This window comes from Micromonospora sp. NPDC004336 (assembly GCF_053602615.1).
Genome location: NZ_JBSGDY010000148.1, coordinates 1 through 15,721 on the forward strand (window position 1 = coordinate 1; position 15,721 = coordinate 15,721).

Annotated in this window: 14 protein-coding genes; 3 read left to right on the forward strand and 11 right to left on the reverse strand. The window is 73.0% G+C overall.

Annotated elements, in window-relative coordinates; translation table 11 throughout:
- Positions 1 to 183: 183 nt before the first annotated feature.
- The 4 genes from pulA to ACWENR_RS24195 form a co-directional block, all read right to left on the reverse strand.
- Positions 184 to 5,685 (reverse strand): pullulanase-type alpha-1,6-glucosidase, encoded by a 5,502-nt coding sequence (gene pulA, locus ACWENR_RS24180; RefSeq protein ID WP_452279250.1) that lies wholly within the window; start codon positions 5,683 to 5,685, stop codon positions 184 to 186.
- Between the two features lie 156 nt (positions 5,686 to 5,841).
- On the reverse strand, positions 5,842 to 6,528 hold the full coding sequence (locus ACWENR_RS24185) for a cellulose binding domain-containing protein (protein ID WP_452279251.1): 687 nt from the start codon (positions 6,526 to 6,528) through the stop codon (positions 5,842 to 5,844).
- Between the two features lie 102 nt (positions 6,529 to 6,630).
- Positions 6,631 to 7,020, reverse strand: coding sequence for a hypothetical protein (locus tag ACWENR_RS24190; protein WP_452279252.1), 390 nt, complete (start codon positions 7,018 to 7,020; stop codon positions 6,631 to 6,633).
- A gap of 37 nt (positions 7,021 to 7,057) precedes the next feature.
- Positions 7,058 to 7,726, reverse strand: a complete 669-nt coding sequence (locus ACWENR_RS24195) for a hypothetical protein (protein ID WP_452279253.1) — start codon at positions 7,724 to 7,726, stop codon at positions 7,058 to 7,060.
- Between the two features lie 19 nt (positions 7,727 to 7,745).
- Between ACWENR_RS24195 and ACWENR_RS24200 the strand changes: the two genes are divergently transcribed.
- A complete protein-coding gene (locus ACWENR_RS24200; protein WP_452279262.1) occupies positions 7,746 to 7,928 on the forward strand; it encodes a hypothetical protein in 183 nt (60 codons plus the stop codon).
- Between the two features lie 12 nt (positions 7,929 to 7,940).
- Here the strand turns inward: ACWENR_RS24200 and ACWENR_RS24205 are convergent, their stop codons facing one another.
- From ACWENR_RS24205 to ACWENR_RS24215, 3 genes are all read right to left on the reverse strand, one after another.
- The gene (locus ACWENR_RS24205) at positions 7,941 to 9,611 is read right to left on the reverse strand and encodes a right-handed parallel beta-helix repeat-containing protein (RefSeq protein WP_452279254.1); all 1,671 of its coding nucleotides are present in this window, start codon (positions 9,609 to 9,611) and stop codon (positions 7,941 to 7,943) included.
- A gap of 83 nt (positions 9,612 to 9,694) precedes the next feature.
- Positions 9,695 to 10,105, reverse strand: a complete 411-nt coding sequence (locus ACWENR_RS24210) for an ArsC/Spx/MgsR family protein (protein ID WP_452279255.1) — start codon at positions 10,103 to 10,105, stop codon at positions 9,695 to 9,697.
- Between the two features lie 192 nt (positions 10,106 to 10,297).
- Positions 10,298 to 10,651, reverse strand: a complete 354-nt coding sequence (locus tag ACWENR_RS24215; protein WP_452279256.1) for a VOC family protein — start codon at positions 10,649 to 10,651, stop codon at positions 10,298 to 10,300.
- Between the two features lie 160 nt (positions 10,652 to 10,811).
- Here ACWENR_RS24215 and ACWENR_RS24220 point away from each other — a divergent pair, with 160 nt between their 5' ends.
- Entirely contained in the window at positions 10,812 to 13,667 is a 2,856-nt protein-coding gene (locus ACWENR_RS24220; RefSeq protein WP_452279257.1) for an aconitate hydratase, read from the forward strand.
- Between the two features lie 128 nt (positions 13,668 to 13,795).
- Here the strand turns inward: ACWENR_RS24220 and ACWENR_RS24225 are convergent, their stop codons facing one another.
- The 4 genes from ACWENR_RS24225 to ACWENR_RS24240 form a co-directional block, all read right to left on the reverse strand.
- Positions 13,796 to 14,407 (reverse strand): GTP-binding protein, encoded by a 612-nt coding sequence (locus tag ACWENR_RS24225; protein ID WP_452279258.1) that lies wholly within the window; start codon positions 14,405 to 14,407, stop codon positions 13,796 to 13,798.
- Positions 14,388 to 14,774, reverse strand: coding sequence for a DUF742 domain-containing protein (locus ACWENR_RS24230; RefSeq protein WP_091105308.1), 387 nt, complete (start codon positions 14,772 to 14,774; stop codon positions 14,388 to 14,390). Before ACWENR_RS24230 ends, ACWENR_RS24225 begins: the two co-directional genes overlap by 20 nt.
- Before the next feature lie 5 nt (positions 14,775 to 14,779).
- Positions 14,780 to 15,199 carry a roadblock/LC7 domain-containing protein gene (locus ACWENR_RS24235; RefSeq protein WP_452279259.1) on the reverse strand — a complete coding sequence of 140 codons (420 nt, stop codon included), beginning with the start codon at positions 15,197 to 15,199 and terminating at the stop codon, positions 14,780 to 14,782.
- A gap of 92 nt (positions 15,200 to 15,291) precedes the next feature.
- Positions 15,292 to 15,519, reverse strand: a complete 228-nt coding sequence (locus tag ACWENR_RS24240) for a hypothetical protein (protein WP_452279260.1) — start codon at positions 15,517 to 15,519, stop codon at positions 15,292 to 15,294.
- A 1-nt stretch (position 15,520) separates the two neighbouring features.
- Here ACWENR_RS24240 and ACWENR_RS24245 point away from each other — a divergent pair.
- Positions 15,521 to 15,721, forward strand: a 201-nt coding sequence (locus ACWENR_RS24245) for a hypothetical protein (RefSeq protein WP_452279261.1), incomplete at its 3' end; no start/stop codon positions are given.

Consider the following 15,721-nt stretch of genomic DNA (forward strand, 5'->3'; position numbering starts at 1 on the left):
CCAACAACGCCACCGTCAACCTCGACAACAAAACCATCATCACCAAGAACGAACCCCGCAACTGCACCAACGTCACCGGCTGCGCCAACTGAACCGGTCACGTGACCATCAGCCGCACCGGCTGACGCAGGGGACGGCCCGGCCCCCTTCCGCTGACGCGGAAGGGGGCCGGACCACGTGCGCCTACCGCTGGACGAAGACCGCCACGCTGCGGGCCGGCACGGTGAACGTGCCGCTCGCCCGGTCGAACGAGGCCGTCCGCAGCGCCTCGTCCGCCGACGTGCGCAGCACCGGGTGCAGCGCCACGTCCGCCCCGCGCAGCCCGGCCAGGCGCTGCGTCGCCGTGTCACCGGTGGCGTTGAAGACCACCGTCACCGACCGCCAGCGCCCGTCGAGGCCGCGTCCGTCCAGCGTCATGGTGAGCACGCCGGGGGTCTCGGCCGCGCCGGAGAGCGGGAAGGCGACCCGCCGCTGCACCTGCTCCGCCGTGGTGAGCCCGAAGACCGGCGAGGAGGCCCGGATCCGCAGCAGCTCGGCGTACCGGGCGTCGGCCAGGTCGATCGCCGCGCAGTCCGGGACCAGCTTCGGGTCGGCCAGCAGCGGCTTGGCGTACGACCACTTGTCGCGGTTGTCCTGTTCGGGCGGCAGGCCGGCGCCGAACCCGTTGCCCTGGGCGCAGTCCCACCGGATCTGGTTGAACCAGTCGCCGGAGTTGTAGGAGTTGCGGTCCAGCGACTTCGAGCGCAGCCGCTCGGTGCCGGTGGTGACGAACCCGGTGCCCTGCCCCATCACCACGGTGCTCAACGCCAGCACCTGCATCCGCGCCCGGTCCGCCGCCGGGGTGTCCTGCGGCAGCTTGTACGCCAGGGCGTCGTACAGGATCTCGTTGTCGTGGGCGTCGACGTAGGTGACCGCCTCCCCCGGCGCGGCGGTGTAGCCGGCGGGCGAGCCGTTGTAGTCGACCTGCGCGCCGGTCACCTGGCGGCCGGACGAGTCGGTGAACCGGTACCCGCGCAGGTTGCCGGTGAGGCCGACCTTGATCAGGTCGTGCTGGTGCAGCAGGCGGGCCCGCTGCTCGGCGGCCGACCCGTTGACCGGGTCGCCGTTGGGGTCGGTGAACAGCCCGGAGGCGAAGCCCTGCACCCGGGGGTTGGCGTCGAACGGCCCGCCGCCGCGCACCGCGTCGCGGAGCCGGTCGTTGAAGGTGCCGATGCCGGTGCCGGCCATGTTGGCCTGGGTGGCCTGCGTGAACCGGGCGTCGTTCGCCACCTCGCCGAAGTTCCAGCCCTCGCCGTAGAGCAGGATCCTCCTGCCGTCCACGCCGTCGCGGGCGAGGGTCAGCTCGTCGAGCGCCTCGCGCACGGCCAGGATGTTCGCCTTCGGGTGGTGGCCCATCAGGTCGAAGCGGAAGCCGTCCACCTTGTACGCCCGGGCCCAGGTGACCAGCGAGTCCACCACGAGCTTGCCCATCATGGCGTGCTCCGGGGCGGTGTTGGCGCAGCACGTCGAGTTGGCGACGGTGCCGTCGTCGAGCAGGCGGTGGTAGTAGCCGGGCACGATCTGGTCGAGCACCGACTTCGGGTCGGCGCCGGCCGCCGAGGTGTGGTTGTAGACGACGTCCATCACCACGCGCAGCCCGGCGCCGTTGACGCCGGCCACCATCTGCCGGAACTCGGTGGTGCGCTTCGCCCCGGCCGGGTCGACGGCGTAGCCGCCCTCCGGCACGGTGTAGTGCAGCGGGTCGTACCCCCAGTTGTAGCCGTCGGTGTCCGCGACCGCCGCCACGCACCTCTGCTGCTGCTCGGAGTCCGGCGGCAGCGCGGCCAGGTCGCAGGCCGGCTGCCGCTGGTCGGCGCGGCGCTCGGGGATGGTGGCGAAGTCGAACGCGGGCAGCAGGTGCAGGTGGGTGACCCCCGCGTCGCCGAGCGCCTTCAGGTGCCTCATGCCGGCGCTGCCGGGGTCGGTGAAGGCGAGGTAGGTGCCCCGCCGCTCGGCCGGCACGGTGGTGTCGGCGACGGAGAAGTCCCGCACCGACAGCTCGGAGATCTGCACCTTCGTCGACGGCACCGCCGCCGGCTTGCGCAGCTTCGACCAGCCCGGCGGGGCGAGCGCCGGGTCGGCCAGGTCCACGATCTGGCTGTGCGTGGAGTCCGGCGCCAGCGCCAGCGAGTACGGGTCGGTCACCGAGGCGGTGACCAGCCGCTGCGTCGCCGGCTGCCACGCCTGGACCTGGTAGCGGTAGTACTTGTTCCGCCAGTCGCGCGGGCCGCGCACCGACCAGACGCCGGTGCGGTCGTCACGGCGCATCGCCATCGTCCTCGGCTGCGCGGTGGGCGAGTCGAAGAGCTGCAACGACACCTGCCGCGCCGTCGGCGCCCAGAGCGCCAGGGTCGGCGCGCCGCCGGCGAAGGTCGGCCCGAGGCGCGCCTCGACGGCCCGGGCGTAGACGTCGTCGAGCACGCCGGGGATCTGCACGCCGGTCGCGGCGAGCAGGGCGCCCTCGGCGTCCCGCTCGGTGACCAGGAGCTGCCCGCGCAGGGCGGCGGGGACCCTGGCCAGGTCGCGCCGGTCCAGGGTGAAGCTCCGGTGCGCCCACAGGTGCGGGAAGGCCGCGCGCTGGGCCTCGGTGAGCCCGTTGCGCTGCGCGGTCAGCGGCAGCGTCGTGTACGTGCCGGCCAGCTCGCCGTCGGCGACGGTGACCCCGCCGGCCGGGGCGGCGACCAGGGCGTACGTCCGGCCGTCGGTGGGCCCGGTCTGCCAGGCCACGGTCGAACGGTCGATCCAGTGCGCCTTCTGCCTGGTGATGTCGACGTCCCCGGCGGCGCCGGACGCGGTGGCCGGCAGCAGCCGCCCGGGCGTGCCGGCGAGCAGCCACACCTCCCGGCCGGCGGCGGCGAAGTCGAGCCGCTGGTCGTCGGGGAGGTCCTTCTCGTCGCCGCGGTGGACGATGTAGCTCAGCCCGGTGGCGCCGGCGGCCAGCGGCACCCGGAAGACGGCGCCGAAGGAGTCGACGCTGGTGGGCGCCATCGGCTTGGCCCAGTCCGTCGGGGTGGCCGCGCCGTCCCACAGGTGCAGGCCCCAGCCGTCGTAGTTGCCGTCGGCGCGGCGGTAGTGGACGACGGCGGTGCCCTCCTCCACCGGCGGGTCGGGCTCGCCGGTGGCGGCCTGCCGGCTCGGGTAGGTCGCCGGGTCGCCCTGCTTGACCCAGACCTCGCCGGTCTTCGTCACGTCGATCGTCCGATCCTGTTCCACGTCCTTGTTGCCGGCCTTGTCGACGACCAGGAAGCCGACGGACCTGGCGCCCGGCTTGAGCTTGACCCAGGCGAAGCGGCCGTAGGAGTCCTCGCCGGCGAACGGCTGGCCCTTGGGCCACTCGGTGGCGTACGCGGGGTCGATGTCGCCCCAGGCGTAGAGGCCCCAGTCGGCGTAGCCGCCCGCGGGGCGCTGGTAGTGCACCACCGCCCAGTCGCGGGAGGCGGACTGTGCCGGGGTGCCGACGGTGGCCGTGGACCGGGCGGTCGCCGTGCGGCCCCTGCCGTCGCGGACGACCGCCTTGTACTCGATCCGCGTGCCGCCGGCGAGCCCGGTCAGGTCGTGGTGGACGGTGTAGGGGGCCGTCTCGGCGCTGCCGAGCAGCGTCCACCGGCCGCCGGCGACCCGGGCGGCGACCGTCACGGTGGCCAGCGGGTCGCCGGTGACCTGGGCGGTGACGGCGGCCTTCGTCGCGACGGGCTCGCCCGGCGCCGGGGCGGTGACCGTGATCCTCGGCGCGGCGTCGGGCAGCGCGACGGGCGTGCCGGCGCGGTGCACCACGGCCGACAGCGGCGGCACGGTCAGCGTCAGCCTGCCGTCGCCGGCCGCGACCGGGGCGGCCGAGCCGCCGTAGACGCCGGTGAAGGTGGCGCCGGCCGACCAGGTGTCCACGGTGACAGTCTGCGCGGTCGCGGCGTTGTTCACCGCGACGACGTACTCGGTGCGCTGCTTCGGGTCGATCCGGGAGAAGGCGAAGACGCCGGGGCCGTCGGCGGCGTACCGGGTGACCTGCACGCCGTCGCGCAGGGCCGGGTGCGCCCGGCGCAGCGCGCCCAGCTCGGCGACGGCCCGGTAGAGCGGGTGCGCCCGGTCGAACTGGTCGCTCGCGTGGGTGCGGTCGGTGCCGAGCAGGTCGTCGTCGAGGTAGTCGGGGGTCTTCGAGGCGAACATGTCCTGCCGGGCGTCCTTGTCGCCGCCCGGGCCGGTGAAGCCCTGCTCGTCGCCGGAGTAGACCACCGGCTGGCCGCGGGTGAGGAACATCAGCTCGTGGGCGAGCCGGTCGCGGCGCAGGTGGGTGGTCGGGTCGGTGCCGCCGCCGGCGATGAACGAGCCGATCCGGCCCATGTCGTGGTTGCCGAGGAAGGTGGTCAGCCGGCGGGCGTCGGTGTCGCGGGAGCGGTAGAGGTCGTCGCGGGCGTACACGTCGGCGAGGGCCCTGGCGGAGCCGTCGCCGGCGGTGTAGCCGCGCGCCGCCTCCTGGAAGGCGAAGTCGAGGGTGGCCGGCAGGCCGCCGCGCCGCACGTACGTCGAGGTGATCTCCGGGTCGGCGCTGTAGACCTCGCCGAACATGAAGAAGTCCTTCTTGCCGGCGCGGTCGGCGGCGCGCTCGATGCCCTGGCTGAACTGCGGCCAGAAGTCGAGGTTGGTGTGCTTGACGGTGTCGAGCCGGAAGCCGTCCACGCCGGTGGAGGCCACCCACTCGGAGTAGATGTCGGTCAGCCCGCGCACCACCTCGGGGCGCTCGGTCCACAGGTCGTCGAGGCCGAAGAAGTCGCCGTACTCGCTGTTCTCCCCGGCGAAGGTGGAGTCGCCCCGGTTGTGGTACATCGTCGGGTCGTTCAGCCACGCCGGGACCTTGACTCTCGCGTCGGCCGGGTTCGCGAACGTCGGGGTGTACGGGAACGACGTCGTGTCGACCTTCGGGAAGCCCCGGGTGCCGTCGGCGTGGTTGCGGTCCTCGAAGGGGCGCCCCTGCGCGTCGGTGTAGGGGGAGGTCGCCTTGTCCACGTAGGTGTACTTGTCCTCGGCGTACCTGATGACGTCGGCGGTGTGGTTGACGATGACGTCGAGGTAGACCTTGATGCCGCGCTGGTGGGCGAGCCGCACCAGCCGCTTGAGGTCCTCCTTCGTGCCGAAGTGCGGGTCGACCTGGGTGAAGTCGGTGATCCAGTAGCCGTGGTAGCCGGCGGAGACGTCGGACCCGGTGCCCTGGACGGGACGGTTCTTGAAGATCGGGGCGAGCCAGATGGCCGTCGTGCCGAGCCCCTCGATGTAGTCGAGCCGGTCCGTCACGCCCTTGAGGTCGCCGCCGTGGTAGAAGCCCTTGTCGGTCGGGTCCAGGCCGGTGGCGAGCCGGTCCCCGGCCAGGCCGCCGGCGTCGTTGCGCCGGTCGCCGTTGGCGAACCGGTCCGGCAGGACGAAGTAGAACTGCTCGGCGCGGGCCTGGCCGCTGCCGGCGGCGAGCAGCGCCTCCGCCGACGGCTCGGCGCGCCACTGCGCGGCGCCGGCGGCGGCGAGGGGGCCCGTGCCGGCGGTGCCGTCGGTGGCGTCGGCCCCGAGCTGGCGTACGGCGACCGGGGTGCCCACGAGGGTGAGGGCGAGCATGCAGACGAGGGCGAGCAGGGCCTTGCGGGACATCGGCGGGGGTTTCATCGACGGCCTTCCTCTGGTCGCTGATTCGCCCGCACGCTAGTCCTTGCCGAAACATTCTGCAATCCCTTGCAAACCGAGTCGCAACAAGACAGCTCGCTTGCAAAAGGCGCGGCCCGGCGCGTACGCGCCGGGCCGTGCGTGCGGTGCCTCGGTGACCTACGACATGCGGCAGGCGCCACCGTCGACGGTGCAGCTCGTCGGGCGGCTGTCGGCGTTCTCGACGTGGAAGCGCAGCGTGACCGACGCGCCGCCGGCCAGGTGCTGGCCGCTGCGGTAGGTGAAGCCGTCCTCGGTGCGACTGGCCGTCCCCTGCACCGTGCCCTCCAGCCAGGCGCTGCCCAACCGCCCACCGGGGAAGACCAGCCGCGCCGTCCACCCCCGCGCGGTCGACGACGTGTTGCTGACCTGCACCTCGGCGACGAATCCGCCGTGGAACTGCTCCACCACCCGGTACCGCCCGCTGAGCGGCGACGGGGACGACGGGGGCACCACCAGCACCGCGTCGGCGCTTGCGCTGGCCGTCGGCGACGGCGTACGGCTGGGACCCGGCGTGGGGCGGACGGACCGGCTGGGGCGGGCGGACGACGAGGCCGACTCCCGCCGCGACGGCGACGAGGTCGTCGCCGGGCTGCTCGCCGAGGGGCGCGGATCGGGCAGGGCGAGGGTCGGATCGGGCGGGCCGGGCTGCGCCTCGTACGCGGGGCCGCGCCCCCGGTACGCGCCGAGCGCGATGACCAGCAGCACCACCATCACCCCGACGCCGACGGACACCACGATCCAGGGTGAGGACGCGATGGCGGTCGTGCCGTAGGACCTGCTCGATGCTCGGCGGATGCCGGACATGTCTCTCCTCCAGCCGTCGTCGGAGGCAGCCTAACGGTCGGCGACGGCACGGTGGAGGGTGAGAACGGCTGCCGTCGCGGGACGGATCGGCTCGCCCCCGGGTCAGGCGGTGCGCACGACGGTGCAGATGACCGGGCCGTCCTCGGTGTGCCGCAGCAGGTAGCGGTAACGCTCGCCGCGTACCGTCCGGCCCTGGCTGTCCAGGAACTCCCACTCGACCGCGACCATCGTCAGCAGCGCCGACATCGGCTGCACGTCCTCGATGGCCGCGTGCGCCGCGATCAGCTCGCGCTCCTGGTAGTCGGGGGCCGCGCCCACGAAGGACAGCGCCACCGCCGCCGGGGAGGTGAAGGCGAAGCTGTAGGTGTCGGCCACCACCAGCCCCGGCAGGGCGTAACACCCGGCGATGGCGGGCAGGTCGCCGGTGGTCAGCGCCACGCCGTACCGGTCGAAGAAGTCGGTCAGCGTGTCGAGATCGGTGGATGCTGTCACGGGGACAGCATTTGCCTGCCGGCCACCGCGCCAAACCTCAGCGCGGTGGGATGCGCACCTCGATCTCGGCGCCGAGCCGGGCGTCGCCGGCCAGGCCGAGGTCGTCGCCGCTCCAGAACCGGCCCGGGTCGTACCAGTTCGGCCGCCGCCCGGCGGGGAGCAGCCCCATCGCCTCGTAGGTCACCGCGACCACCTCGGCGCAGTACGCCGTCTCCAGCGCCCGGTCGCGCGCCGACGCGCCGGAGCGGTCCCGCGCCGGCCTGGGCAGCCCCGGCATCCGCACCGCCGGAACCCGGCCGCGCAGCCAGCGCCAGGCGAGCTGGGCGGTGGACGGGAACGGCGTGCCGTCGAGGCGGGCGACGGTGCGCAGCACCGCGTTCTCCATCTCCGCGTCGGCCGGCGGGTCGAGCTGACGCAGCCAGGCCCGCTGGCCGTACCGGTTGGCCCAGACGCAGACGGCGTCCCGCAGGTCGTGCAGCTGCACGCCGCGCTGGTGGCTGCCGGACCACATGTCGGGCAGCGACCTGCCCAGCTCGGCGTGCCACATCAGGGGCGGCATGTCGTCCAGCACCACGGCCATGCCGACGTGGTTGACCGGGCTGTTGGTGGTCAACTGGATGGCCCGGTCCGGCACGCTGCGGCCCCGGAACACCCACACGTCGCCGGTGCGGGTCAGCTCCACTGCCTCGTCCAGGCTGATGCTCATGAGGGTCTACCCTAGGCCGATGCGGCAACGGATGCGGTGGTGGAAGGTGCTCGGGCTCGCGGGTCTCGCCGGCGTCGCGGCGTCCGGCGTGGTGATCGCCCGGGCGGAACGGCGGCGCCGGGCGTACACCCCGGAGGAGATCCGGGCCCGGCTGCGCGACCGGCACGCGGCGGCCACGGCGCCCGCCGACGACGCGCGCTGACCGCCCCGGGCGTCAGCCCTCGTCGTGGTGGTTGCGGTCCCAGCGCCCGCCGATCGGCGGGGTGTCGAGCCGCACCGGCCCGTCCGCGTTGCCGGCGAAGTCGTTGTCCTCGATCCGGCAGGACACGCAACTGCCCTCCGGGGTGATCCAGAGCCCGTGGGTCTGGGTCCGCGCGTCGCGGTCCCAGACGCGGTTGCCCCGCACGGTGGCGTTGTCGACCGGGGCGTTGACGGTGATCCCGGCCCGGACGGGCGGGGCGGCCGGCAGCTCGTAGGCCGAGCCGGCCGGCGGCGTGTCCTCGTTCCAGCCCGTCGGCGAGTCCGCCCGCACCTCGGCGAGCGTCAGCTCGGTGTCCGTGTTGGACACCACCACCGCCGTCCGTGACCCGACCCGCACCACCTTGCCCCGGTGCCCGTCGCGTGGCCAGTGCGCCGTCCGGTCGGTGACGGAGCGGTCCTGGTAGCGCACCGCCTCGCCCCCACCGGTCGTCGCCGGCGCGTGCCGTCGCCCGTTGTTGCGGATCCGGTTGTTCACCAGCACCGCGTCCGTCATCGGCCGGTCGATCCGGATCGCGTCGAGGCCGTTGTCCCAGAACTCGTTGCTGTCGACGACCACGTCCGCCGCCGCGCCCCGGTAGCCGTGCCCGAGGTCGTGCTCGTGGTGGCCGTACTCGCCGTTGGCGCTGATCCGGTTGCCACGGATCGTGTACGGGCCGGGCGTGTTGCCGATGCTGATCCCGTCGCGGACGTTGCGGTCGATGACGCAGTCGCTGACGATCCCGCCCCTACCCGCGATCCCCGCCGTACCGTTGGCGGAGACGTCGAAGCCGGCCTCCAGGTTGCCGGTGAGGGTGCAGGCGGAGACGATCAGGCCGTCGGCGCCCCAGTCGGAGATGCCGAACCGGTTGGCCTGGCTGTGGCAGCCGATGATGCGGTAGCCGCGCGGCGGCGTCCAGTAGTCCTTCTGCAACTCCAGGAAGATCCCGTTGGTGCCGTTGCCGACGGTGGTGCAGTTGGCGATGGTGAGCCGCTCCACGTCGCCCCACCCGCCGATGCCCACGCCGATGCCGGCCCCGCCCATCTCCTCGCCGTTGTCCAGGCGGCCGCAGCCGACCACGACCACCCCGTCGATCAGGCTGTCCTGGAGGAAGTCGCAGCCGAGGCCGGTCGCCCCGGTGTGGTGGATGTAGAGGTTGCGGAAGACGCCGCGCACCACGTACTGGAGGCCGAGGCCCTTGGCGAGGTAGCTGTACTCCACCATCGCCACCCCGGAGCCGTCGATCTCGAAGTCGGCGAAGGTGCAGTCGGCGATGTGCCGGTCGCGGCTCGCGCCGTGCTGCACGGTGGTCCAGAACGCCAGCGGCGTCGGCTCCGCCCGGTTCCCCTCGTTGCTGAGCAGGAACCGGGTCGCCCCGGGACCCGCGCCGATCAGCGACACCCCGCTGCGCCACACCGTGCCGGCGTCCCGGATCGAGTAGATCCCCGGCGGGCAGTAGATGACCCGGGCCCGCCCGTCGGCGGCGTACCCCTCGCCGAGCCGGTCCACCAGGTCGGACAGCGCCGGCTGGTCGTTCGTCACGCCGTCGCCGCGCAGCCCGAAATCGCGCGCGTCGCACCACAGCGGCGCCCCGGCGACCGGGGTGAGCCGTTGCGGGGTGGCGGTGGACAGGCTCTGGCGCGGCATCCGATCCTCCTCCTCGGCGTGCGGCGGAGGCACTCCGAGCAGGCCGCATTCCCGGCGGTCAGCGATGGAAACGCGGCGCCGCCTCAGCGGGGCGAGGGGCCGCCGGGCTCCGCGCCGGTGGAGGGCGGCACGGCGCTGCGGCGCACCGCCTCCGCCACCGCCTCCGGGGTACGCCCCACGAGCGCGCTGCCGTCGTCGAGCAGCAGCAGGGGCCGCTGGATCAGCTCCGGAGCGGCCACCATCGCGTCGATCCACCGCGGCTCGGCCGCCTCGTCCCGCGGCCAGTCGGCCATGCCGAGGGCCACCGCGGCGGGCTCCTGCGTGCGGCACACGTCCCAGGGCCGGGCGCCGAGCCGGCGCAGCACCTCGGTCAGCTCCGCCGCGCTCGGCGGGCGGTCCAGGTAGGGGCGCACCCCGTAACCCACGCCCGCCTCGTCGAGGGCGGAGCGGGCGGCGGCGCACTTCGAACAGGACGGGTTGTTCCAGATCTCCATGCGGTCATGGTGGCAGCCGTCGCGTTTCCGCCCACGGCGGCCGCGCCCGGATCGCACAGAGACCGGTCACCCGGTCACCGCAGCGGTTGCACCGCACGGCCGCTGTCGAGCTGCCCGCACAGACGGGGCAGGCGTGGTGGGGGCCGGCGGCCCTTGCCGTCGAGCGGCGGGCGGTCGCGTGGGGCCACCCGGTCAGCCGATCGGGGCGAGGAACTCCAGCCGGTTGCCGTGCACGTCGTGGGCGTGGAACCGGCGCATCCCGGGCAGTTCGTCACTCCAGGTGACCGGGTGCCCGGCGGCGGCGAGCCGGTCGGCGAGCGCGTCCAGGTCGGGCCAGAGGAGGCCCGGGTGGGCCTTGCGGGCCGGGCGGAAGTCGTCCTCCACGCCCAGGTGCAGCTCGATGCCGTGCCCGGTGAACCAGCAGCCGCCACGGGCCGCCAGCGCGGGCGGCTTGGGTTTCTCGGTCATCCCGAGCACCCCGACGTAGAAGGCCCGCGAGGCATCCTCGGAGCCGCGTGGGCAGGCGAGCTGAGCGTGATGGATCATGGTGGTACCTCCTCGTCCCGAACGATGGCACGAGGTTGCACAGATAGCAAGACGGACGTACGGTTTTGTTGAAGACGAGAATCGGCGGTAAGTGTCCCCTAACCACGGCGGCACTCCGGCCGGTGCGACAGACTGCTCAGGACTACTCACGGTCGCTGGTGTGAAGGAGTACGACGTGGCGAGCCTCGACACCTTCGGTGCGAAGACCCAGCTACGCGTCGGAGACGCGAGCTACGAGATTTTCAAGATCGGCAAGGTGGAGGGCCACGAACGGCTCCCCTACAGCCTGAAGATCCTCCTGGAGAACCTGCTGCGGACCGAGGACGGCGCGAACATCACCGCCGACCACATCCGGCAGCTCGGCGGCTGGGACCCCACCGCCGACCCCAGCGTGGAGATCCAGTTCACCCCCGCGCGGGTGCTCATGCAGGACTTCACCGGCGTCCCCTGCGTGGTCGACCTGGCCACCATGCGCGAGGCCGTACGCGAGCTCGGGGGCGACGCCACCAAGGTCAACCCGCTCGCCCCGGCCGAGCTGGTCATCGACCACTCCGTCATCGCCGACCTGTTCGGCCGCGAGGACGCCTTCCAGCGCAACGTCGAGCTGGAGTACGAGCGCAACAAGGAGCGCTACCAGTTCCTGCGCTGGGGCCAGACCGCGTTCAACGAGTTCAAGGTCGTCCCGCCGGGCACCGGCATCGTGCACCAGGTCAACATCGAGTACCTGGCCCGTACGATCATGGAGCGCAACGGCCAGGCGTACCCGGACACCGTGGTCGGCACCGACTCGCACACCACGATGGTCAACGGCCTGGGCGTGCTGGGCTGGGGCGTCGGCGGCATCGAGGCCGAGGCCGCGATGCTCGGCCAGCCGGTCAGCATGCTGATCCCGCGCGTGGTGGGCTTCAAGCTCTCCGGCGAGATGCCTGCCGGCACCACCGCCACCGACCTGGTGCTCACCATCACCGAGATGCTGCGCAAGCACGGCGTGGTCGGCAAGTTCGTCGAGTTCTACGGCCCCGGCGTGAGCGCCGTGCCGCTGGCCAACCGGGCCACCATCGGCAACATGTCCCCGGAGTACGGCTCCACCGTCGCGATCTTCCCGATCGACGCCGAGACCGTCCGCTACCTGGAGCTGACCGGCCGGGACCCGCAGCAGGTCGCGCTCGTCGAGGCGTACGCCAAGGAGCAGGGCCTCTGGCACGACCCGGACGCCGAGCCGGAGTACTCGGAGCGCCTCGAGCTCGACCTCAGCACGATCGAGCCGTCCCTGGCCGGCCCGAAGCGGCCGCAGGACCGCGTCCCGCTGGGCAACGCCAAGACGCTGTTCCGCTCCGCGCTGACCGACTACGTGGCCGCCGACGAGACCGGCGGCGACCGCTCCCGCAAGCCGGGCGTGCCGCAGCTCGAGAAGCCGTTCGGGGCCGAGGGCCACGCCGACGAGGCGAGCGCCGAGTCCTTCCCGGCCAGCGACCCGCCGGCCAACGGGGTCAGCGACCCGGCCGACGCCCCGCGTGACCTGGAGACCGCGGCGGTGGGCTCCGGCGGTCGCGCCAGCAACCCGATCCGCGTCACCGGCGCCGACGGCGTCGAGTACGAGCTGGACCACGGCGCGGTGGTGATCGCCGCGATCACCTCCTGCACCAACACCTCCAACCCGCAGGTCATGATCGGCGCGGCCCTGCTGGCCCGCAACGCCGTCGACAAGGGCCTGACCCGCAAGCCGTGGGTGAAGACCACCCTGGCCCCGGGCTCCAAGGTCGTCATGGACTACTACGAGCGGGCCGGCCTCACGCCCTACCTGGAGAAGCTCGGCTTCCACCTGGTCGGCTACGGCTGCACCACCTGCATCGGCAACTCCGGCCCGCTGCCGGAGGAGGTCTCGGCCGCGGTCAACGAGGCCGACCTGGCGGTCGTCTCGGTGCTCTCCGGCAACCGGAACTTCGAGGGCCGGATCAACCCGGACGTCAAGATGAACTACCTGGCGTCTCCGCCGCTGGTGGTGGCGTACGCGCTGGCCGGCACGATGGACATCGACCTGGCCAACGAGCCGATCGGCGAGGACAGCGAGGGCAACCCGGTGTTCCTCCGCGACATCTGGCCCAACAGCGCCGAGATCCAGGACGTCATCGCCTCGGCGATCGGCGCCACCGGCTTCAGCGCCGCATACTCCGACGTCTTCGCCGGCGACGAGCGCTGGCAGTCGCTGCCGACCCCGACCGGCGACACGTTCGCCTGGGACGGCGACTCCACGTACGTGCGCAAGCCCCCGTACTTCGAGGGGATGCAGCGTGAGCCGAAGGCGGTCGTCGACATCAGCGGCGCGCGGGTGCTGGCCAAGCTGGGCGACTCGGTGACCACCGACCACATCTCCCCGGCCGGCTCCATCAAGGCCGACTCCCCCGCCGGCAAGTACCTCGCCGAGCACGGCGTGCCGCGCCACGAGTTCAACTCGTACGGCTCCCGCCGGGGCAACCACGAGGTCATGATCCGGGGCACCTTCGCCAACATCCGGCTGCGGAACCAGCTGGTCCCCGGGGTGGAGGGCGGCTTCACGGTCAACCACCTGACCGGCGAGCAGACGTCGATCTACGACGCCTCGGTGGCCTACCAGGAGGCGGGCGTCCCGCTGGTCGTCCTGGCCGGCAAGGAGTACGGCTCCGGCTCGTCGCGCGACTGGGCGGCCAAGGGCACCATGCTGCTCGGCGTCAAGGCGGTCATCGCCGAGTCGTACGAGCGGATCCACCGCTCGAACCTGATCGGCATGGGCGTGCTCCCGCTGCAGTTCCCGGCCGGCGAGACCGCCGAGTCGCTGGGCCTGGCCGGCACGGAGACGTTCACCATCACCGGGGTGACCGCGCTCAACGACGGCGAGACCCCGCGTACGGTGAAGGTCAGCACCGACACCGGCGTCGAGTTCGACGCCGTGGTGCGGATCGACACCCCGGGTGAGGCGGACTACTACCGCCACGGCGGCATCCTGCAGTACGTCCTGCGCCGCATGATCGCCAGCTGACGACACGGAAGAGGGCCCCCTGCCGTTCGGCAGGGGGCCCTCTCGTTTCCGCGACCCGCCGGCTCCGCGGGAGCCGGTGGCGCGACCCCACCGGCCCCGGCGGGAGCCGGTACCGGCGGAGGCGGTTCCTAGTCGGCCGCGGCGGCGCGGCGGCGGGCGTCGCGCGTCTTCATGGCGTGCTCCAGCAGCGTGATGAGCACCTCCTTGCTCGACTCCCGCTGCCGGGCGTCGCAGAGCAGCACGGGCACCCCGGGATCGAGGTTGAGCGCCGCCTGCACCTCGTCGAGCCGGTACTTCCGCGCGCCCTCGAAGCAGTTCACCGCGACCACGAAGGGCGTGCCACGCCCCTCGAAGTAGTCGATGGAGGGGAAGCAGTCCGCCAGCCGCCGGGTGTCGGCGAGCACCACCGCGCCGATGGCGCCGAGCGCCAGCTCGTCCCAGACGAACCAGAAGCGGTCCTGCCCCGGCGTGCCGAAGAGGTAGAGCACCAGGTCGTCGCTGATGGTGATGCGGCCGAAGTCCATCGCCACGGTGGTGGTCGTCTTGCTCTCCACCCCGGACAGGTCGTCGATGCCGACGCCGGACTCGGTCAGCACCTCCTCCGTGCGCAGCGGGCGCGTCTCGCTGACCGCGCCGACCATGGTGGTCTTGCCCACGCCGAAGCCGCCCGCGACGAGGATCTTGATCGCGGTGGGCAGTGGCGTCGCTCCCGCCGGCCGCTCAGAGTGCCCGTAGTCCATTGATTACCGCCTCGAAAACGCTGTTGTCGGGAAGGCCGGCCGTGGTCTGTGGCTCGCGCACCTGCACCAGGCTGCGGGCCACCAGATCACCGAGCAGGACCCGGATGGTGCCCACCGGAAGGTCCAGGTGGGCGGCGATCTCGGCGACGGACTGGATCCGCTGGCAGAGCCCGACGATCGCCAGGTGCTCCGGACCCAGTCCGACCTCCGGGGTCACGTCCGCGCGGGTCGCCGTCACCAGGGAGATCAGGTCGAACGTGCCGGTGACCGGCCGGGCCCGGCCGCGGGTCACCGCGTAGGGGCGCACGACCGGGCCGGCATGGTCGTCGACCCACTGGTGCTCGGCGGACTCCCCCTGCACCGTCATCGCGGCTACTTCTCGCCGGTCGGCTGCTCGGTCCGCGACGGCGACGCGACGTACTTACCGACGCGGGTGACCAGCATCGCCATCTCGTATGCGATCAGACCGACGTCGGCGTCCTCGCTGGCGAGGACGGCGAGGCAGGCGTTGCGTCCGGCCGCCGTGACGAACAGGAACGACGACTGCATCTCGATGATGGTCTGCTGCACCTGCCCGCCGCCGAAGCGCTTGCCCGCACCCCGGGCCAGGCTCTGGATGCCCGCCGCCATCGCCGCCAGGTGCTCTCCGTCGTCGCGGCTGAGCCCTCCCGAGGCGGCCATCAGCAGGCCGTCCGTCGAGAGCGCGACCGCGTGCTCGGCCTGCTTCACCCGGCCGACCAGGTCATCCAGCAACCACGTCAGGTCGGCACTCGAAGCCGTCTTCTGCGCCACTCGTCGTCCTCTTCTCCCCCGGCTGTTGTCGCCGTGCTCGTCTGGGCTGACCGCCTCGCCGCGGGGTCTTCCCGCCGCGCGGGCGGCGCCGGTCAGGTCGCTTGCTGGTCGCCGACGTCAGGTCCCTCGTCGGCCTCGGCTCCGTCGTCGGCCCCGGCCTCGGTCCGGCCGCCGGCACCGCCGAGCAGCCGGGCGGCGTCCGTACGGCCGCGCCGCGTGCCGGTCTGGTAGGAGCTCATCATCCGGCGCACCTGCTCCGGCGGGCGTACGGTGTCCTCGTCGTGGTCGGCCTCGGCGGGCTCGTCGCGCAGCTCGGGCACGATGCTCGCCTGGCGGACCCGGACCGGCAGGCCCGAGTCGGTGCGCGCCTGCGCCGGCCGGGCCGTCCGCGCCGGGCCGCCGCCCACCGGGCCGTCCGCCGGGGTGGCGACGTACCCGCTGGGCACCATCCCGGCCTGGGCGCTGGGCGCCGACTCCCTCGGTGGTCAACTCGGCCTGCGGCCGGGCCACTATCTTGTCCTG